Annotated in this window: 19 protein-coding genes; 6 read left to right on the top strand and 13 right to left on the bottom strand. The window is 69.4% G+C overall.

What is annotated here, in order from left to right:
* Positions 1–162: 162 nt before the first annotated feature.
* From HNR00_RS24040 to HNR00_RS24020, 5 genes are all read right to left on the bottom strand, one after another.
* Positions 163–576, bottom strand: coding sequence for a DUF1236 domain-containing protein (locus tag HNR00_RS24040; RefSeq protein ID WP_183573837.1), 414 nt, complete (start codon positions 574–576; stop codon positions 163–165).
* A gap of 360 nt (positions 577–936) precedes the next feature.
* A complete protein-coding gene (locus HNR00_RS24035; protein ID WP_183573835.1) occupies positions 937–1,128 on the bottom strand; it encodes a hypothetical protein in 192 nt (63 codons plus the stop codon).
* Between the two features lie 160 nt (positions 1,129–1,288).
* A complete protein-coding gene (locus HNR00_RS24030; RefSeq protein WP_183573833.1) occupies positions 1,289–2,683 on the bottom strand; it encodes an ATP-binding protein in 1,395 nt (464 codons plus the stop codon).
* 8 nt (positions 2,684–2,691) lie between these two features.
* Positions 2,692–3,432: a response regulator gene (locus tag HNR00_RS24025; RefSeq protein WP_183573831.1), complete on the bottom strand. Its 741-nt coding sequence runs from the start codon at positions 3,430–3,432 to the stop codon at positions 2,692–2,694.
* Positions 3,432–4,013 carry a MarR family winged helix-turn-helix transcriptional regulator gene (locus HNR00_RS24020; protein ID WP_183573829.1) on the bottom strand — a complete coding sequence of 194 codons (582 nt, stop codon included), beginning with the start codon at positions 4,011–4,013 and terminating at the stop codon, positions 3,432–3,434. The genes HNR00_RS24025 and HNR00_RS24020 overlap by 1 nt, the downstream gene beginning before the upstream one ends.
* 240 nt (positions 4,014–4,253) lie before the next feature.
* Here HNR00_RS24020 and HNR00_RS24015 point away from each other — a divergent pair, with 240 nt between their 5' ends.
* The 3 genes from HNR00_RS24015 (at position 4,254) to HNR00_RS25900 (ending at position 6,002) form a co-directional block, all read left to right on the top strand.
* Positions 4,254–5,141, top strand: coding sequence for a branched-chain amino acid aminotransferase (locus HNR00_RS24015; protein ID WP_183573827.1), 888 nt, complete (start codon positions 4,254–4,256; stop codon positions 5,139–5,141).
* 113 nt (positions 5,142–5,254) lie between these two features.
* Positions 5,255–5,524: a DUF3072 domain-containing protein gene (locus HNR00_RS24010; protein WP_183573825.1), complete on the top strand. Its 270-nt coding sequence runs from the start codon at positions 5,255–5,257 to the stop codon at positions 5,522–5,524.
* A gap of 259 nt (positions 5,525–5,783) precedes the next feature.
* Positions 5,784–6,002, top strand: coding sequence for a Flp family type IVb pilin (locus HNR00_RS25900; RefSeq protein WP_183573823.1), 219 nt, complete (start codon positions 5,784–5,786; stop codon positions 6,000–6,002).
* 22 nt (positions 6,003–6,024) lie between these two features.
* On the opposite strand, the gene HNR00_RS24000 is transcribed toward HNR00_RS25900, so the two are convergent.
* The 3 genes from HNR00_RS24000 to HNR00_RS23990 all read right to left on the bottom strand — a co-directional run bounded on the left by HNR00_RS24000 (position 6,025) and on the right by HNR00_RS23990 (position 10,342).
* Complete coding sequence (locus tag HNR00_RS24000) at positions 6,025–6,840, bottom strand: DUF937 domain-containing protein (RefSeq protein WP_246391068.1); 816 nt, start codon at positions 6,838–6,840, stop codon at positions 6,025–6,027.
* 165 nt (positions 6,841–7,005) lie between these two features.
* Positions 7,006–8,451, bottom strand: coding sequence for an MATE family efflux transporter (locus HNR00_RS23995; protein WP_183573821.1), 1,446 nt, complete (start codon positions 8,449–8,451; stop codon positions 7,006–7,008).
* A complete protein-coding gene (locus HNR00_RS23990) occupies positions 8,444–10,342 on the bottom strand; it encodes a monovalent cation:proton antiporter-2 (CPA2) family protein (RefSeq protein WP_183573819.1) in 1,899 nt (632 codons plus the stop codon). The genes HNR00_RS23995 and HNR00_RS23990 overlap by 8 nt, the downstream gene beginning before the upstream one ends.
* Positions 10,343–10,749: 407 nt before the next feature.
* Here HNR00_RS23990 and ispH point away from each other — a divergent pair, with 407 nt between their 5' ends.
* Positions 10,750–11,772, top strand: a complete 1,023-nt coding sequence (ispH, locus tag HNR00_RS23985; protein ID WP_183573817.1) for a 4-hydroxy-3-methylbut-2-enyl diphosphate reductase — start codon at positions 10,750–10,752, stop codon at positions 11,770–11,772.
* Positions 11,773–11,868: 96 nt separating this feature from the next.
* On the top strand, positions 11,869–12,834 hold the full coding sequence (gene thrB, locus HNR00_RS23980; protein WP_183573815.1) for a homoserine kinase: 966 nt from the start codon (positions 11,869–11,871) through the stop codon (positions 12,832–12,834).
* Positions 12,835–12,965: 131 nt separating this feature from the next.
* On the opposite strand, the gene HNR00_RS23975 is transcribed toward thrB, so the two are convergent.
* Entirely contained in the window at positions 12,966–13,448 is a 483-nt protein-coding gene (locus HNR00_RS23975) for a peroxiredoxin (protein ID WP_183573813.1), read from the bottom strand.
* A 153-nt stretch (positions 13,449–13,601) separates the two neighbouring features.
* On the opposite strand from HNR00_RS23975, the gene HNR00_RS23970 reads away from it, so the two are divergent.
* Entirely contained in the window at positions 13,602–14,210 is a 609-nt protein-coding gene (locus tag HNR00_RS23970; RefSeq protein ID WP_183573811.1) for a YqgE/AlgH family protein, read from the top strand.
* Positions 14,211–14,340: 130 nt separating this feature from the next.
* On the opposite strand, the gene HNR00_RS23965 is transcribed toward HNR00_RS23970, so the two are convergent.
* Genes HNR00_RS23965 through HNR00_RS23950 form a run of 4 tightly spaced genes read right to left on the bottom strand, consistent with a single transcriptional unit; the run spans position 14,341 to position 18,109 of the window.
* The gene (locus tag HNR00_RS23965; RefSeq protein WP_376770411.1) at positions 14,341–15,396 is read right to left on the bottom strand and encodes a sulfate/molybdate ABC transporter ATP-binding protein; all 1,056 of its coding nucleotides are present in this window, start codon (positions 15,394–15,396) and stop codon (positions 14,341–14,343) included.
* Positions 15,397–15,400: 4 nt separating this feature from the next.
* Entirely contained in the window at positions 15,401–16,297 is an 897-nt protein-coding gene (gene cysW / locus HNR00_RS23960) for a sulfate ABC transporter permease subunit CysW (RefSeq protein WP_183573809.1), read from the bottom strand.
* Positions 16,290–17,144, bottom strand: a complete 855-nt coding sequence (gene cysT, locus HNR00_RS23955) for a sulfate ABC transporter permease subunit CysT (protein ID WP_183573807.1) — start codon at positions 17,142–17,144, stop codon at positions 16,290–16,292. The genes cysW and cysT overlap by 8 nt, the downstream gene beginning before the upstream one ends.
* Positions 17,141–18,109, bottom strand: coding sequence for a sulfate ABC transporter substrate-binding protein (locus HNR00_RS23950; protein WP_246391074.1), 969 nt, complete (start codon positions 18,107–18,109; stop codon positions 17,141–17,143). Before HNR00_RS23950 ends, cysT begins: the two co-directional genes overlap by 4 nt.
* Positions 18,110–18,328: the final 219 nt, after the last annotated feature.

Below are 18,328 nucleotides of genomic sequence, written 5' to 3'. Positions count from 1 at the left end.
TTTTTCCAACCCCGATTTTGTTTGTTGGGGTGGCCCACCGCCCCGTTAAACCTACCCCTATTCCTGGGGGGCTCCACTTTCACAAACCCAAACCGCCCCGGGCGCGCACGCGCGGGGGCCGGTGGGCCGCGCCGCCTCTCGGCGGCGCGCGTCGGGTCTCGCTTACTCGATGACCTCGATGATGCGATGACGCCCGTCGACCAGCACCGGACGATCGTTGACGACGGTGTAGCGGGTGCCGCGGCTGACGCTGTACTCGCCGGGCACGTCGTAGTAGGTCACGCCCGAGTTCGGCAGCACGGTGCCGACGGCCACGCGCCCGTCATAGTCGTAGGAGCGGACGTTGCGCTCGCGGACATAGGAACGGAAGCGGGGACGGTCCTCGACGCCGAGGATGCCGCCGATCGTGCCGGTGGCCGCGCCGACCGCGCCGCCGACGATCGCGCCGACCGGACCGGCCGCATCCGCGCCGTCCTGGGCGCCGCGCTCGGCACCGCGCAGCGTGCCCTGGGCCTGAGCGGTCATCGGCAGCGCGAGGGCGAGGGCCGAGACGGCCAGGAGGGTCTTGATCTTCATTCGTGCATCTCCGTCTTGGTGACGTCCGCCGCCTGTCGTCCGGGGCGAAGCATGGCCGAACAACGTCCGATCACGCGATTGGGATGCATGAAAAATCGAGAAAGGCTGAGATTGTCCGCATCTGCCTCATATCGAGACCGTTCTTTCGGAGGCGGCGCGGGCCGTGGACGAAAGCTGTTCCGTGGGGCGGTCATCCTCTCATCGATCGCCCCAAGGGCGAGAGCGACGCTTCCGGAGCGTCGGCACGGGAGAGGTGGTTCGTCTTCGCCTTTCGAACGTATGATCCGGTGTGCCGATGACGGCAGGGTCGCCCCCGCGAGGCTTCGAGGCCTCGCGGGGGCGACGGATCTCGGAAGGGAATCAGGCGTTCGAGCGGTCGGCCAGCTTGCTCGCCGCGAACGAGATCGCGCCGCCGACGACGAACAGGATGACGAAGGTCTTCACCGCGTCGATGAACAGGCGAGGCTCGATGCCGGTGTCGGTGAACAGTACGGCGAGCACCGCGCCGATCGGCAGGAGCAGGAGGACCGAGAGCGGCACCAGCGGGTTCATTCCACGTCACTCGCGTTGTCGAGGCCGCGTTGCGGCCCGATTCCAGACAGATTGCGGAGGCGGTCTTAGCACCGCGCCTTCGCACAAGGAAACTCCCGCCAAGCCGGATTCCGCCGGGATGCCGCAAAAGCCGCGCCCAGTCCGCATCGTGCAGGCCGCGTCATGCCGGGATGCGCACCTGAGCCCGCAGCCCCCCGAGCGGGGCGTCGTGGAGCGTGACGTCGCCGCCATGCGCCCGGGCGATGTCGCGGGCGATGGCAAGTCCCAGCCCCGAGCCGCCCGCATCCTGGCGCGCGTCGTCGAGGCGCACGAACGGCTTGAACACCTCCTCGCGGCTCGCGACCGGGATGCCCGGTCCGTCGTCGTCGATGGCGACGAGGAAGGCGCGGTGCTCGCGCCTGCCGGAGATCGCCACCGTGTCGCCGTAGCGGGCGGCGTTGGCCGCGAGGTTGAACAGGCAGCGGCGCATCGCGTCGGGCCGCACGGTCACGACGGAGCCGCCATCCAGCTCCACCGCCTCGACATGGGCGCCGAGCCGCTCCACGTCGCTGCGCAGGTCCTCCAGCATCACCCGCATGTCGGTGGGCGCGGCGGTCTCGGCGAGGTCGCCGCGGGCAAACGCCAGGTAGCCCTCCAGCATCCGGCTCATTTCGTCCACGTCCCGGCGCAGGTCCTCGACCTCCGGGGTCTGCTCGACGAGTTCGAGGGAGAGCTTGAAGCGGGTGATGATCGTGCGCAGGTCGTGGGAGACACCGTTGAGCATCGTCGTGCGCTGTTCCATCGCCCGCTCGATGCGCCGCTTCATCTCGATGAAGGCGTGGCCGGCCTGCCGCACCTCGCGGGCGCCGCGCGGCTTGAACTCGATCTCGCGGCCCTTGCCGAACCCTTCCGCGACCGCCGAGAGCCGCAGGATGGGCTTGATCTGGTTGCGCAGGAACAGGATCGCGACGCCGAGCAGCACCAGCGAGGATCCCGCCATCCACAAGAGGAAGATGTGCGAGTTCGAGGCGTAGGCCTGGCTGCGCCGCGCCATGATCCGCATCACGCCTTCGGGGATCGCGACCCTGATCTCGATCAGGTTCGAGCGGCCGACCGTGTCGATCCAGTAGGGCCGCCGGATCTGGCGCTTGATCTCGTCGGAGAGCGCCTCGTCGAGGATCGAGAAGAACGGGCGGGGGCCGGGCGTCGGCAGTTTAGCCCCTTTCAGGATGTCGAGGTCGAGGTTCAGCCGCTCGCCCGCGATACGGGCGATGGTCTCGCCGTTCCGGTCCTGCGGGTAGGTCTCGTAGATGTCGATGAGCGCGGCGATGTCGGCGGTGACGGAGGCCGAGAGGCGGCGCGTCACGAGCTGCCAGTGCCGCTCCATGAAGGTGTAGGCGATCACCGACTGGAGCAGGACGACGGGGGCGATGATGATGATGAGCGAGCGGGCGTAGAGGCCCTTGGGCAGCACGTCGCCGATGCGCCGGGCGAGGCGCCGCCACGCCCGGCGCAGCGGGCCGAAGGCACCGGCCCGCCGGGCGGGGGCCGGAGTGGTGTCGGCGGAGCCCGCCATGGGCAATCTCAATCGATGACGAGGCGGTAGCCGACGCCGCGCACCGTCTGGAGGAAGCTCGGATTGGCCGGGTCCGGCTCGATCTTGCGGCGCAGGCGATTGATCTGCACGTCGAGGGTGCGCTCGGCGGCGAAGCCCCCGTTGCCGGTCAGCGTCTCGCGATCGACGCCGCCGCCGCGGGCCTGGGACAGGATCGCCAGAATCTCGCGCTCGCGCTCGGCGATCTTCACCGTCTCGCCGTCGCGCTTCAGCTCGCCCCGTTCGGCCCGGAAGGTGAAGGGGCCGAAGCTCACCGCGCCCTCTCCGCCGAAGCGCGGCTCCGGCGTCTCGGCATGCCGGCGGATGATGTTGTTGAGCCGCAGGATCAGCTCGCGCGGCTCGAAGGGTTTCGGGAGGTAGTCGTCGGCGCCGATCTCGAGGCCGGTCACCCGGTCGTTGGGGTTGGAGCGGGCCGTCAGCATCAGGATCGGCACCCGCGAGGTCTCGCGCACCGAGCGGGCATAGTCGAAGCCGCTCTCGCCGGGCATCATCACGTCGAGGACCAGCGCGTCGAACACGAAGCACTGCGCCCGCATTCGCGCCTCCGCCGCACTCGCGGCGGCCGTAACGCGAAACCCCTGCTCGGACAGGAAGCGGGAGAGCAACTCGCGCAGGCGGCGGTCGTCGTCGACGATGAGGATATGGGGAGCGTGGTCGGGCAGCTCGGCCCTGGCCTTCGGGGCCGCCCCCGGTGCGGGCGAGGCCGACATCAGGCGCGGACCCCGGCGCGGCGGGCCATCAAGCGGCGCACGGCGGGGCGGTCGCCGGGCTCGATCATCGCCATGAGGAAGCCCTGCGCCGACGCGATGCGCGACTCCCGATCGCCGCTCCCCAGATCTCCCCCCGGCCCCTCGATGGCGCGGGCGACGCGGCGCACCTGGACGCGGGTGAGGTCGGCGGTGAGGCTGCGCCCGGTCGGGGTGCAGAACAGCAGGCGCTGGCGCCGGTCGCTGGTGCCGGTGCGCTGCTCGACATAGCCCTGGTCGATCAAGTCCTTGAGCACGCGGTTCAGGCTCTGCTTGGTGATGCGCAGGATATCGAGGAGTTCGGCGATGGTGAGGCCGGGATAGCGATCGACGAAGTGCAGCACCCGGTGATGCGCCCGGCCGAAGCCGTACTCGGCCAGAATCCGATCGGGATCGCCGACGAAGTCGCGATAGGCGAAGAACAGCAGCTCGATCAGGTCGTCGCTGTCGCGAACGGGCCCTGCGCTGTCGCGGACCGGTCCTGCGCTGTCGCGGACTTGCCCCGTCTCGGCCTCGGTCCGGACCGGTTCGGCCGCTCTCGTCATCACGCGGGTCACGGCGTCGGAGCCTTCCGTCGAAAGCGTGGGCGAAGGGAAGGACAAGGGCGCGGGGGCCCGAGCCAGATAAGTCAGTGTTGTTGACATATCTCAGCCCCGTTGCTACCCGTCAACCCGTCCGGCACCCTCCGCCCTCCGCTCGTTGCGCGCGGTCGCGCGCCGGTCTTCAGCCCTGAACCATGCGACCCCGCGGCCCGCGCGCGGCCGCGCAGAGGAAGTTTTTGAGCGATGTCCGTCATCCCGTTCGACGAGCGCGAGGGCACGATCTGGTTCGATGGCGCCATGGTGCCGTGGCGCGATGCGAAGATCCACGTGCTGAGCCACGGCCTCCATTACGGGTCGGCGGTGTTCGAGGGCGAACGGGCCTATGGCGGGCGCATCTTCAAGAGCCGCGAGCATTCCGAGCGCCTGCGCCGCTCGGCGCAACTCCTCGATTTCACGATTCCCTACTCGGTCGATGAGATCGAGGCGGCGAAAGCCCATGTGCTCGCCACCTCCGGCCTGCAGGACGCCTATCTCCGCCCGGTCGCGTGGCGCGGCTCCGAGATGATGGGCGTGGCGGCGCAGAAGAACACCATCCATCTGGCCATCGCGGCCTGGGAATGGCCGAGCTACTTCGATCCGGCGACCAAGATGAAGGGCATCCGCCTCGACCTCGCCGACTATCGCCGGCCCGACCCGCGCACCGCTCCCTCGACCTCGAAGGCGGCCGGGCTGTACATGATCTGCACGATCTCGAAGCACCGGGCCGAGAACAAGGGCTACGCCGACGCGCTGATGCTCGACTGGGAGGACAACGTCGCCGAATGCACCGGCGCCAACGTCTTCTTCGTGGCCGACGGCGTGATCCACACGCCCCAGGCCGACCGCTTCCTCAACGGCATCACCCGCCAGACGGTGATCGAACTCGCCAAGCGCCGCGGCGTCCGCGTGGTCGAGCGCCGCATCCGCCCCGAGGAGATGTCGGGCTTTTCCGAATGCTTCATCACCGGCTCGGCGGCCGAGGTGACGCCGGTCTCCGAGATCGGCCCCTACCGCTTCACCCCGGCCGAACTGACCAAGACGCTGATGGACGACTACACCGCCGAGGTGCAGCCCCGCGCCGAGGCCGCCTGATCGCATCCCCTGTGGAGGGCGCGGACGCCGCGCCCTTTCGCCGGAACCCGGCCTCCCGCCTCGCGTTTCATGGTGACCTCTCCAGAACAATCCATGAACACGCTAGGTGCCCCATGACCGCCAAGACTCAGGAAAAGTCGCAGGACAAGACGCAAGAGAAGCAGGCCGAGAACCCGAAGGTCGATCCGACCGACGCATCGAATCGGATCAAGGACCCGAACGAGTGGACCACCGGGGGCGAGCCGATGACGGGAGCCCAAGCGTCCTACCTCAAGACTCTGTCCGAACAGGCCAAGTCGCCCGAGGCATTCGACCCGGACCTCGACAAGGCCGAGGCCTCCAAGCGCATCGACGCCCTGCGCCAGGAAACCGGCAAGGCGTGACGCCGTTTCCGGTCGGCTCCGGTTTCGCGACGACCCGTCATCGCGAAGCGGGACCCGAGCCGAGCCTCCGATGAGCACTCCCCCGGCCATCCGCTCATGGCCGGGTCTTCGAGAGGATGGCGGCCGCGCGTGCGATGGCGCGGGTGATCTCGCTGATCAACCCAGAGTGATCGCCCGGATTCACGGCGATCACCTTAAGCTCGTCTCAACTCGGCATCGTTAGGTTGTTCGAACCGACACGCTTGCGGGACGATGCGCCGTGCGACCGATTTCGACCAGGCGCATCGCGCCCCTCGTCACCCGCCTGCACGACGCCGCCTCACGGCTGGCCCGCGACACGCGCGGCGCCACGATGATCGAGTACTCGCTGCTCACCGCCATCATGGCCGCCGCCGTGGTGGCCTGCATGACCCTCTTCGGCACGGCGATGAAGGGCATGTTCGACTCGATCGTGCAGTACTACACGCTCGCGCAGTAACCCGTCCGAGACGGGAGGAGAATCAACTCCGCGTCCCGGGCTTGCGCCGTGCCGAGGGGGGCGGGACAGGGTTCGGCATCGCAGGCTTGGGGGCGGCCGACGGCGCGGCGGGTGAAGCGGGATTTCCCGGCTGTTTTGCTTCCCCGCCCGTCTCCGCGGGCGCGTCCTTCTGGTTCCAGAAGGCGTCGAACACGTCCCGCATCACCTTGACGTTCTGCTCCTGGACCTCGGCGCCGGTCTGGAGCATCTGCGAGATCACCTCCATCGACGCCTTGGTGGCGTCGGGCTGCGGATTCGATGGTGGCTCCCGGCGCAGTTGGGGGCGTGGCGGCGTCGCGGCGGTCTTGCTCGCCGGCGCGGGGGCGGCCTGGGCCGAGGCCACGGCGCTCAGGCCGTTCATCCAATCGGCCCAGATGTTGCCGAAGTTCGGCGCCGTGGGAGCCGGCTCCGCCGCGGGCGCGACGGGCGGGTTGAGGAGCAGGTGGACGATGCCGGCCACGATCATCCCGGCCATCATCGGCAGCATCTGGCGCAGCGCCTGCGCGCCGACGCCGCTCGCGGTGGAGGCTTGCTGGATCACCGCCTGCGCCAGCATCGGCGAGCCGAACAGGCCCGACATCATGTCGGCCGGCTTCGCCGCGCTCGGCGCTCCGAGGCCGAACAGCCGGCCGATGCCCAGCGGATCGGCACCGGCCTGGCTCTGCAGGCCGAGGGTGAGGGCCGGCATCAGGGCTTCCATGGCCCGCCGGGTCTGGTCCGGCGAGAGGCCGAATTGCTGCCCGAACGCCCGGAGGTTGGCATCGCCCTGGCTCTGCAGGATGTCGAACATGGTGTACATGGCCGGACGCCTCACGCCGCGTCGCGAAGAGGCCCCGGTTTCGCGTGCGAGTGGGCCGCATTCGATACGAAGTGTGTCCCATCGGACCGACCCTGACCAGCCACCGGCCGGCTTCCGCGGCGATTTCGACAGGGAAAGCGGCTCGTTACGCCCGAAATCGACCGATCACAGCGGCATTCCGCTCGACGGCGCGGGGGCCGGGGCGCCCGTCTCGTGGCGCGCAGCCTCCCTGGCTTCCGACTCGGCCTCCGGCTCCGGCCGGTTGCCGCCCTCCAGTGAGCCGACGGTGCGGAAGGCCAGCACCAGGGCGACGAGCCCGAAGGCGACGGAGCCCAACCCCGTGCCGGCGATCACCCCCTTCGGCCCATAATAGGCTGCGCCGAGAAGCGCGGGCGGCATCGTGCCGAGCGTCGCCCGGCCCCAGTTCAGGAGCGTCGAGACGAAGGGAAAGCCGAGATTGTTGAACGCGGCGTTCGAGAGGAACAGCAGCCCGTTGAAGAACCAGACCGGCCCGGCCACGAGGCAGAAGAACCCGAACAGGTCGGCGGCGACACCCGTCAGTTCGAAGGCGCGGGCCAGCGGTCCGCGGGCGAGCGCCAGCACCAGCCAGACCAGCACGATGTAGAGGGCCGTCACGAGCGCGCCCTGGATCAGCACGCCGCGCATCCGGTCGAACCGGCCCGCGCCCCAGTTCTGGCCGAGGATCGGCCCGATCGAGCCCGACATCGCGAACAGCCCGCAGAAGGCGACGGGCGCGAGCCGGTCGATCACCACGTTGCCGGCGATCGCCTCGGGGCCGAAACCGGACAGGGCGTGGGCGATGAAGGCGCTCGCCACCGACGGCGCGAGGTTCGTCAGCACCGCGGGCAAGGCGATGCGCGTCACCTCCGGCAGGTCGCCGAGGACGGCGGCCAAGCGCGGGCGCTCCAACAGCCGGTGGTGCTGCAGCGCCCGCACGCCGACGATTACGAAGGTGAGCCGCGCCACGCAGACCGCGATGGCCGCGCCATCGACGCCGAGGCCGAGCCCGAAGATCAGCGCCGGATCGAGGAAGACGGTGACGATGGCGCCGCCCAGCGTCACCGACATGGCGTCGCGCGCCGCCCCCACCGCACGCAACAGGCCGGTCGCCAGCATGCCGGGGCCGAGCAGCAGGTTCGAGGGCAGGCTGATCCAGAGATAGCGTTTGGCCACCTCCAGGGTGTGGCCCTCGGCGCCGATCGCACGCAGCAGTGGATCGAGGACGGCGACGAGCCCGAGGGCCAGCAGCCCGGAGACGACGAAGACGTGGACGTTGACCGAGGTCGCGATCCGCCGCGCGCCCGCGGCGTCGCCGCGCCCGATCGCCCGCGAGACCAGGGCGCCGGCCGCGATCATCAGGCCGATATTGATCGCGATGGCGAAGAACTGGACGATGGAGGCGAAGCCGACCGCCGCGGTCAGCGCCGGATCGCCGAGCTTCGAGACGTAGAACAGCGACAGGAGATCGACGGCGAAGATCGCCATCAGCCCGACCGAGCCGGTGCCGCTCATCACCACGACGTGGCGCAGGATCGAGCCGGTGACGAAGCGCGCCGCGCCCGCGTCGCCCGTCGTTTTGGCCTCAGGCATCCCGCTCGGAATCCTCGGGCTCCAGCACGCGGGTGGCGGCCTCGTGGCGCTGCGTCTCGATCAGGCCGCGGGTCTCCGCCGAGAGCGCCCGCGAGGGCCGCGTCGGCGCGGTGAGCGGCTCGGGGCGCACCTCGGGGGTGCTCCGCAGCCAGCCGCTGCCGTCCGGCATCGCGCCGGCCTGTTGCAGGACGAGACGGGCCACATCGCGCTTGCGCACATCCTCGACCCGGCGCGCGGCGGCCTCCGCCGAGAGCCCGAGTCCCTCCAGCGTCGCCCGGCCGAAGCCCAACGCCGATTCGACCGTCTCGCGGAGCTGGAAATCCACGTCGCGGTTCATCAGCTCGATCGAATGCGTGCGGTCGTAGGCGCGCACATAGGTGCGGACGCTCGCGAATTCCTCGTGGACCATGTCGACGATCTTGGTCGCGGCGTCGGCATCGTCGATGCAGATACAAATCAGGTCGGCCTTGGCGAGCCCCGAGGCGCGCAGCACGTCGAGCCGCGTGCCGTCGCCGTAATAGATGCGGAAGCCGAAGCTCGTCGCCGCGCGGATCTGGCCGACATCCTTGTCGATCACGGTGATGCTGATGCCCTCCGCCAGGAGCACCTGCGACAGGATCTGGCCGAAGCGCCCGAAGCCGACGACGAGGACGCGGGTGTCGCCCGATTCCGAGACGTCGCCGACATCCGAGGGCGGCAGCGCCTCGGCCGGGCGGCGGGCGAGGAAAGCGTCCAACCCCTTGGCGATGATCGGCCCGACCAGCATGGTAAGTGCCGCGAGCGCCACGCAGAAGCGGGGCACGTCGCCTTCCAGGATGCGCAGGTCCGCGGCCGCGGGCAGGATCACGAAGGCGAACTCGCCCGCGGGCGCCAGCACGGCGCCGCCGCGCACGGCGTCGAGCCAGGGCGAGCCGAACAGCCGGAACAGCCCGGCCACCAGCACCACCTTGACCGCGATGGCGGCCAGCGTCGCCCCGATCAGCGCGGCCCAGTGGTTGGCGAGCAACCCGCCGTCGATCGACATGCCGACGCTCATGAAGAACAGGCCGAGCAGCATGCCGCGGAACGGCTCGATGTCGGCCTCCAGCTGATGCCGGAAGTTCGATTCGGCGAGCATCACGCCGGCCAGGAACGCCCCCATCGCCATGGAGAGCCCGGCCTTCTCCATCACCATCGCGGTGCCGAGCACCACGAGGAGGGCGGCGGCCGTCATCACCTCGCGCCCGCCGGCGGCGGCGAGCAGGCGGAAGAACGGGTTGAGGCCGTAGCGCCCGACCACCACCACCCCCGCCACCGCGGCCGCCGCGCGCGCCGTCGAGCGCAGCCCCTCGTCGAGCCATCCGTCCTTCGGCGTGGCGCCGGCGGTGGCGAGCAGCGGCAGCAGCGCCAGGATCGCCACCACCGAGATGTCCTGCAGCAGCAGCACCGCGAAGGAGCGCCCGCCATAGGCGCTGCCGAGATCGCCCCGCTCTTCGAGGAGTTGCAGCGCGACCGCGGTGGCGGAGAGCGCCAGCGCGATGCCGACCACGGTGGCCGCGGCGGGCGTCAGGCCAAAGGCGAGGCCGGCGCCTGCCAGCGCCAGCGAGCACAGGGCGAGCTGCGCGGTGCCCAACCCGAAGATGTCGCGGCGCATCGAGACGAGGCGGGAGATTTCCAACTCCAGCCCGACGATGAACAGCAGCAGCACCACGCCGATCTCGGCGACGCTCGCCGCCGTCTCCGGCTCGGCGATGAGCGAGAGCCCGGCCGGGCCGATGACGACGCCGGCGACGAGATAGCCCAGCACCGCGCTCTGCCCGAGCAGCCGCACGATCGGCACGCCGATCACCGCCGCCGACAGGAAGGTCAGCACCGGCGGCAGGAAGCTGGCGTGGGTCGCGGCGCTCGCCATGGAAGCCCTGGATCGCTTCGCGGGATTAAAGGACGAAGCTTCCCCTTATCCCGCAAGGCCCGGTGTCGCGAGGGCGATTCGCGTGTCGTTCGTCACTTGGCATTTTTGGGTTGGCCTCAAGTGCCGGCGCCCGCGTACGCGGGCTTAGGCTGCTCGCTCCGCTAGACGCCTCGGCCGAAAGCCGAGGCCGCTGCGCGGGGCGCTCTTCGCGCCCGGCCATACGGGGCTGCCGCTCGATTCGGTCGGCTGCCGTTGGGAGTTGCTTGACGGTGTTGCGTGGGCGGGGGTCACGCCGCGCGCCGAACGTGCTATGTGTTGCGCAACGGACAGGCAGTCTCGCCCTGTCGCGGCTTTCGGGCTGGCCGCTGTTGACAGACCCGGCCACCCCTCTCCACATCCGCGAGATCATGAGCGCCGATACCATCAACCTGACCGCCGACCCGAACAGGGTCCCGCATCCGGCCGTGACGGGCGACAAGCCGCCGCTGGAGATCCTTCTCTGCGCGCCGCGCGGCTTCTGCGCCGGCGTGGTGCGGGCCATCGACGTGGTCGAGCGCGCGCTCGCGATCTACGGCGCGCCGGTCTACGTCCGCCACGAGATCGTCCACAACAAGTACGTGGTCGAGACGCTGAAGCGGAAGGGCGCGGTGTTCGTGCGCGAGCTCGACGAGGTGCCCGACAGCAACGCGCCGGTCATCTTCTCCGCCCACGGCGTCGCCAAGACCGTGCCGCAGAACGCCGACGCCCGCGGGCTGACCACCATCGACGCGACCTGCCCGCTGGTGACCAAGGTCCACCGCGAGGCCGAGATCCACCACAAGCGCGGGCGCCACGTGCTGCTCGTCGGCCATTCCGGCCATCCGGAGGTGGTCGGCACCATGGGCCAGTTGCCCAAGGGCTCGATCACGCTGGTCGAGGACATCGATCAGATCGAGGCGCTCAACCCGCCGGCCGAGCAGGCGCTGGCCTGGGTGACGCAGACCACGCTCTCGATCGACGACACCAAGCACATCGTCGAGGCGCTGAAGGCCAAGTTTCCGGCGATCCACGGCCCCCACAAGGACGACATCTGCTACGCGACCACCAACCGCCAGGAGGCGGTCAAGGAGGTGGCGCCGCGGGTCGATGCCCTGATCGTCGTCGGATCCTCGAACTCCTCGAACTCGCAGCGCCTGCGCGAGGTCGCCGAGCGGGCCGGCTGCCCGATCACCCGCCTCGTCCTGCGGGCGGAAGAGATCGACTGGGACGCCTTCAAGGACATCCGCCGTCTCGGCCTCACCGCGGGCGCCTCGGCCCCCGAGGTGCTGGTGGAGGAGATCATCGACGCCTTCGCCGCCCGCTTCGACGTGACGGTGGATCAGGTCTCGGTGACGGTCGAGGACATGTCCTTCCCGCTGCCGCGCGAGTTGCGCAGCGAGGCAGCCGAGTAGTTTTTTGGACCACACGCCGGGCTTTTGCCGGTGACGATCCCAAGGGGCGCCCACGGCGCCCCTTTCCTTTGTCGATCCTGACGCGAAGCGACAACCGTGGCGGTCTACACCGACGTTTCCGACGAGGCGCTGCGCGCCTTCCTCAGCCAGTACGATCTGGGCGCCCCGCTCTCCTTCAAGGGCATCGCCGAGGGCGTCGAGAACTCGAATTTTCTGCTGCGCACCGATACCGGCAACTACATCCTCACCCTCTACGAGAAGCGGGTGAACGAGGCGGAACTGCCGTTCTTCATCAACCTGATGGGTCATCTGGCCCGCGCCGGCCTCGCCTGCCCGCAGCCGGTGCGCAACCGCGCCGGCACGGCGCTCGGGCGCCTGTGCGGCCGGCCCGCCGCCATCGTGACCTTCCTCGACGGCGTCTCGCTGAGCCGCCCCAACGCCGGGCATTGCCGGGCGCTCGGCGCCGCGCTCGCCGGGCTGCACGCGGCCGGCCGCGATTTCCCCATGCGGCGCGACAACAACCTCTCCGTCGGGGCGTGGCGCCCGCTCTTCGTGCAGGCGGAAGCGCAGGCCGACACGGTGGCGCCGGGCCTTGCCGAGCGCACGCGGGCCGACCTCGACGTGCTGGAGGCCTCCTGGCCGGTCGGGCTGCCGTCGGGCGTGATCCACGCCGACCTCTTCACCGACAACGTGTTCTTCATCGGCGACACATTGTCGGGGCTGATCGACTTCTACTTCGCCTGCACCGACGCCTTCGCCTACGATCTCGCCATCAGCCTCAACGCGTGGTGCTTCGATCCCGACGGCACGTTCCACCGCGACAAGGCGGGCGCGATGATCGCGGGCTACGACGCGGTGCGGCGGCTGGAGCCGGCGGAGGTCGCGGCGCTGCCGATCCTGGCGCGGGGCGCGGCGATGCGGTTCATGCTGACCCGGCTGGTCGATTGGCTCAACGTGCCGGCCGGCGCCCTGGTGCAGCCGAAGAACCCGCTCGAATACGACCGGCGGCTGGCGTTTCATCGCGCGGCGAAGGACGCGCGCGATTACGGGTGGGTGGGGTAGCGCCGTGGCGTTCCCCTCCCCCTTGTGGGGAGGGGTGAGGGGTGGGGGTGGTGCCGGATGAGGCTGGGCAATCCATCCTGAACCACCCCCACCTCCGGCTCCTCCCCACAAGGGGGAGGAGAGAGCGCTCGTCAGATCACCTTCAGCAGCGCTTCCGCGCCCGAAATCTCCGCCTTCGACGGCGTATCCTCGACGTTCAGCACCCGCACCACGCCGTCGTCCACCAGCATGGCGTAGCGCTGCGAGCGCGGGCCGAGCCCGAAGCCGGTCCCGTCCATGTCGAGGCCGATCGCCTTGGCGAACTCGGCGTTGCCGTCGGCCAGGAACTCGATGCCCTCGGCGCCGCTCTGCTGCTGCCACGCGTTCAGCACGAACACGTCGTTGACCGAGGTGACCGCGATGGCGTCGATGCCGCGGGCCAGGATCGCGTCGCGGTTGGCGACGTAGCCCGGCAGGTGGTTGCGGTGGCAGGCGGGGGTGAAGGCGCCGGGCACGCCGATCAGCACGACGCGGCGGCCCTTGAACAGATCGTCGGTGGTCTTGGCTTGCGGGCCCTCGGGGCCGCTCACCCGGAAGGTGACCTGGGGCAGGTGATCGCCGACCTGAATCGTCATCCGTGCTCTCCTCGCATCCTGTCCGGCAGGATTTCCTGTTGTGCCCGGCTAGCGTTAGCCGGGCCCCAAGCCCCTGTCGAGGCGCGGGCCCGAGCCGGCATCGCGCGCGTTTGCCTTATGGATCAACGGGCGCGGGCGCATTAGCATGCGTCCATGCAGAGCCCCGCCTCCTCCCTCAAAGATCCGGCCTATCTCGACGGACAGTTCCTGGTCGCCATGCCGGGCATCGGCGACGAGCGCTTCGCCCGCTCGGTGATCTACCTCTGCGCCCACTCGGCGGACGGGGCGATGGGGATCATCGTCAACAAGCCGGTGGCCGATCTCAGCATGCCGGACCTCTTGATCCAGCTCGACATCGCCAGCGAGTCCGACGCGATCCGCCTGCGCGAGCGGGTCGGCCACATGCCGGTGCTGATGGGCGGACCGGTCGATGCCAAGCGCGGCTTCGTGCTCCACACCGCCGACTTCCACATCGACCAGTCGACGCTGCAGATCGACGAGGGCGTGTGCCTGACCGCGACGGTGGAGATTCTGCGCGCCATCGCCGATGGACGGGGGCCTTCGAACGCGGTGCTGGCGCTCGGCTATGCCGGCTGGCAGGCGGGCCAACTCGAGAACGAGATTCTAGCAAACGGTTGGCTGAATTGCCCGGCCGACCCGGAGCTGATCTTCGGGGCGGGCTTGGGCACCAAGTACGATCAGGCGCTCAGGGGATTGGGGGTCGATCCGCTCATGCTGTCGGCAGAGGCCGGGCGGGCGTAAGACTGGGCCTCTCCTCCCCCTTGCGGGGAGGAGCCGGAGGTGGGGTTGGTTCAGGATTGAGCGTTCCGGTGCCTTCTGCACCACCCCCACCCCTGACCCCTCCCTGCAAGGGGGATGGGAACGCGTCCCCCTACGGAAACACCCACCCCCCGACGATCCGCAGACCCACCTCGCGCCCCTGCGCCAGACGGGCGGTGTCGGAGGCCTCGACGACGACGGTCTTGGCGCCCTGCCGGTCCACCTCGATCCGCTGGCGGCCTTGCGTCCGATAGGACGAGCGCACGGTGCCGTGGAGATGGGCGGCGTCCGCGTCGGCGAACTGGAGCTGCCAGGGGCGGGCGTAGAGCTTGACCGGGCCGGAGACGCCCTGCGGCGCCGTCAGCGGGGTGACGCGGCCCGAGACCAGCACCTGCCCGTTCTGGGCGATGGCCTCCACCTCGATCGTGTCGCCCAAGAACTTCAGCACGGTCGCGGAGACCGGGTTCTCCTGCACCTCGTCCGGCGTGCCGACCTGTTCCAGCCGGCCCCGATCCAGCACCGCCACGCGGTCGGACAACTCCAAGGCCTCGTCCTGATCGTGGGTGACGAAGATCGTGGTCTGGCCGGTGCGGTCGTGAATCTCGCGCAGCCAGCGGCGCAGGTCCTTTCGCACCTGCGCGTCGAGGGCGCCGAAGGGTTCGTCCAGCAGCAGCACGCGCGGCTCGACGGCGAGCGCACGGGCGAGCGCGATGCGCTGGCGCTGGCCGCCGGACAGCTGCGAGGGATAGCGGTCGGCGAAGCCCGAGAGCTTGATCAGGTCGAGCAGGTTGCCGACCCGGCGCTTGATCTCGGCCTTTTCCGGGCGCTCGGACCGCTTCCGGGCGTTGAGGCCGTAGGCGATGTTCTGCGCCACGGTCATGTGCTTGAACAGGGCGTAGTGCTGGAACACGAAGCCGACCGCGCGCTGCTGCACGGGAACGCGCGTGGCGTCGTCGCGGCCGAAGATGATGCGGCCGCGGTCGGGGAAGTCGAGCCCGGCGATGATGCGCAGCAGCGTCGTCTTGCCGGAGCCCGAGGGCCCGAGCAGCGCCAGCAGCTCGCCCGCCCGCACGTCGAGATTGAAGTCGTGCAGGACGGCGGCCGTCTCGAACGTCTTCGACAGATCCTCGATGCGGATCGCGGTCGCGAGATTGTTGACCTCGCCGATCCGGTCAGTGGCGCCGTGTGCCCGCCGCGATGTCGTCGGCGTAGCGCCATTCGAGGAAGGATTTGATGGCGAGGGTGACAAGAGCGAGGCCGGCAAGGAGGGAGGCGACGGCGAAAGCGGCAACGAAGTTGTACTCATTGTAGAGGATCTCCACGTGCAGCGGCAGCGTGTTGGTGAGGCCCCGGATGTGGCCCGAGACCACCGAGACCGCGCCGAACTCGCCCATCGCCCGGGCGTTGCAGAGCAGGACCGCATAAAGCAGGCCCCAGCGGATGTTGGGGAGCGTCACCGTCCGGAAGGCATGCCAGCCGGACGCGCCGAGCGTCAGCGCGGCTTCCTCCTCGGCGGTTCCCTGTTCCTGCATCAGCGGGATGAGCTGGCGGGCCACGAATGGGAAGGTGACGAAAACGGTGGCGAGCACGATGCCCGGCACCGCGAAGATGATCTGGATGTCGTGCTCGACGAGATGGGGCCCGAACAGGCCGCGCGAGCCGAACACCAGCACGTAGATCAGCCCCGAGACGACCGGCGAGACCGAGAACGGCAGGTCGATCAGGGTGACGAGCAGGTTCTTGCCGCGGAACTCGAACTTGGCGATGGCCCAGGCCGCCGCCACGCCGAAGACGAGGTTGAACGGCACCGCGATGGCCGCGACCGTGAGCGTGAGCACGATCGCCGAGCGCGCGTCGGGTTCGGTGAAGGCGGCGAGATACGCGCCCCAGCCCTTGGCGAGCGCCTGGGCGAACACCGTGATCAGCGGCAGCACGAGGAACAGCGCGAGGAAGCCGAGCGCCACCGCGATCAGCCCCCAGCGGATCCAGGGCCGCTCTGTCACCACGCTCTGCGGCGGGCGGATGGAATCGTCCCGCGTGTCGGGGAAGGAGGCGAGGGCCTCAGACATAGCCGAACCTCCGCCGGCTCCAGGCTTGGACCAGGTTGATGGCGAGCAGCGTCAGGAACGAGATGCCGAGCATGATCACCGCGATGGCGCTGGCGCCCTCGTAGTCGAACTCGGAGAGCTTGATGACGATGAGCAGCGGGGCGATCTCGGAGACGTAAGGCAAATTGCCGGCGATGAAGATGATCGAGCCGTACTCGCCGACGCCCCGGGCGAAGGCCAGCGCGAAGCCCGTCAGCACCGCCGGGATCAGCGGGGGCAGCACCACCTTGGTCAGCGTCGCGATCCGCGAGGCGCCGAGGATGGCGGAGGCCTCCTCCACCTCCTTGTCGATCTCGGCGATGAGCGGCTGCACGGTCCGCACGGCAAACGGCAGGCCGATGAACACCATGGCGATGAAGATGCCGACCGGGGTGTAGGCCGCCTCGATGCCGACCTTGATCAACTGCGAACCCACCGGCCCGTTCGGGGCGTAGAGGGAGGCGAGCGCGATGCCGGCCACCGCCGTCGGCAGGGCGAAGGGCAGATCGACCACCGCGTCGGCGAGCTTGCGGCCGGGGAAGTCGTAGCGCGTCAGCACCCAGGCGACGATGCCGCCGAAGATCGAGGCAGTGAGCGCGGCGAGCAAGGACACGCCGAAGCTGACGCGCAAGGCGCTCGCCACCCGCGGGTCGGTGGCGACGGCCCAGATGCCCGCCGGCCCGAGCCCGGCGGCCTTGGCCACCAGGGTCGCGAGCGGCAACAGCACGATCACGCCGAGGCAGGTGAGCGTGTAGCCGAGCGTGAGCCCGAAGCCGGGGATCACGCTGCGCTGGCGGAAGCGCCGCCTGGGGCGAGGGGCCTCGCTCATCGCTTGCTCAGCTGATCGAACAGGCCGCCATTGTCGAAGTTCAGCTTCTGGATGTCGTCCCAGGAGCCCTGGACATCCTCGATCTTGAACAGCTTGATGTCGGGCAGCAGGGCGAGGTCTTCGGGCTTAGCGGCCTCGCGCTTGATCGGGCGATAGCGATGCTTGGCGAAGATCGCCTGCGCCCTGTCGCTGTAGAGGAACTGCAGGTAGGCCTCGGCCTGCTTGCGGGTGCCCTTCTTGTCGACGTTGGCGTCGACGAGCGCGACCGGCGGCTCGGCGTAGATCGAGGTCGGCGGCACGACGATGTCGAACTTGTCCTTGCCGAACTCCTCCAGCACGAGGAACGCCTCGTTCTCCCAGGTCGGGAGCACGTCGCCGAGGCCGCGCTGGGCGAAGGTCACGGTCGAGCCGCGGGCGCCGGTGTCGAGGACGGGGACGTTCTTGTAGAAGCTGCCGACGAAGGCGTTGGCCTTCTCCTTGTCCTTGCCTTCCTTCTCGTAGGCGTAGCCCCAGGCGGCGAGGAAGTTCCAGCGCCCGCCGGCCGATGTCTTCGGGTTCGGGGTGATGACCTTCACGTCGGGCTTGGCCAGATCCGACCAGTCCTTGACCGCCTTCGGGTTGCCCTTGCGCACGAGGAACACCACCGTCGAGGTGTAGGGCAGGCCCTCGTTGGGGAGCTTGGTGCGCCAGTCGGCGGGGATCTTCTTCGAGATCTTCGAGATCGCGTCGATGTCGGAGGGGATGCCGAGCGTCACCACGTCGGCCGGGATGCCGTCGATCACGGTGCGGGCCTGTGCGCCCGAGCCGCCATGGGCCGCGCGGATCGTGATGGTTTCGCCGGTCTTGGCCTTCCACTCCTCGGCGAAGACCGCGTTGATCTCGCGGTAGAGCTCGCGCGTCGGGTCGTAGGAAACGTTGAGGATCTCGTTCTGCGCCCGCGCGCCGCCCACGACGCCGAAGGCCAGGGCGAGGCCGAGAAACGCCCCACGGCTGAGCGGGGCGCGGCCGGGTCTGTTCGAGAAGCCTGAAATCACGTCGTCTCGTCTCCGCGAGGCGGGCACTAGGGCCCGCTCATTCACGAAGGAAGTGTTCGTTTTAAAGAACGTTGTCAAGCTGACGAGGTGCGGTCCGAAGCGCCATCGACAGGGGTGGTCGAGGACTTCCTATCGCATAGACAAGGCCTT

This window comes from Methylorubrum rhodinum (assembly GCF_014199935.1).
Taxonomy (GTDB): Bacteria; Pseudomonadota; Alphaproteobacteria; order Rhizobiales; family Beijerinckiaceae; genus Methylobacterium; species Methylobacterium rhodinum.
The sequence above is the reverse complement of the archived record's forward strand: the minus strand, read 5'-3'. Positions and strand labels throughout refer to the sequence as shown.

Coding starts and splice junctions, on each gene's coding strand:
- HNR00_RS23990 (WP_183573819.1), bottom strand. CDS start 10,342: ATGGCGAGCGCCGCGACCCACGCCAGCTTCCTGCCGCCGGTGCTGACC.
- HNR00_RS23975 (WP_183573813.1), bottom strand. CDS start 13,448: ATGACGATTCAGGTCGGCGATCACCTGCCCCAGGTCACCTTCCGGGTG.
- HNR00_RS24025 (WP_183573831.1), bottom strand. CDS start 3,432: ATGTCGGCCTCGCCCGCACCGGGGGCGGCCCCGAAGGCCAGGGCCGAG.
- cysT (WP_183573807.1), bottom strand. CDS start 17,144: ATGAGCGAGGCCCCTCGCCCCAGGCGGCGCTTCCGCCAGCGCAGCGTG.
- HNR00_RS23995 (WP_183573821.1), bottom strand. CDS start 8,451: ATGCCTGAGGCCAAAACGACGGGCGACGCGGGCGCGGCGCGCTTCGTC.
- cysW (WP_183573809.1), bottom strand. CDS start 16,297: ATGTCTGAGGCCCTCGCCTCCTTCCCCGACACGCGGGACGATTCCATC.
- HNR00_RS24000 (WP_246391068.1), bottom strand. CDS start 6,840: ATGTACACCATGTTCGACATCCTGCAGAGCCAGGGCGATGCCAACCTC.
- HNR00_RS24010 (WP_183573825.1), top strand. CDS start 5,255: ATGACCGCCAAGACTCAGGAAAAGTCGCAGGACAAGACGCAAGAGAAG.
- HNR00_RS24030 (WP_183573833.1), bottom strand. CDS start 2,683: ATGGCGGGCTCCGCCGACACCACTCCGGCCCCCGCCCGGCGGGCCGGT.
- HNR00_RS23970 (WP_183573811.1), top strand. CDS start 13,602: ATGCAGAGCCCCGCCTCCTCCCTCAAAGATCCGGCCTATCTCGACGGA.
- HNR00_RS24015 (WP_183573827.1), top strand. CDS start 4,254: ATGTCCGTCATCCCGTTCGACGAGCGCGAGGGCACGATCTGGTTCGAT.
- HNR00_RS24035 (WP_183573835.1), bottom strand. CDS start 1,128: ATGAACCCGCTGGTGCCGCTCTCGGTCCTCCTGCTCCTGCCGATCGGC.
- HNR00_RS24040 (WP_183573837.1), bottom strand. CDS start 576: ATGAAGATCAAGACCCTCCTGGCCGTCTCGGCCCTCGCCCTCGCGCTG.
- ispH (WP_183573817.1), top strand. CDS start 10,750: ATGAGCGCCGATACCATCAACCTGACCGCCGACCCGAACAGGGTCCCG.
- HNR00_RS24020 (WP_183573829.1), bottom strand. CDS start 4,013: ATGACGAGAGCGGCCGAACCGGTCCGGACCGAGGCCGAGACGGGGCAA.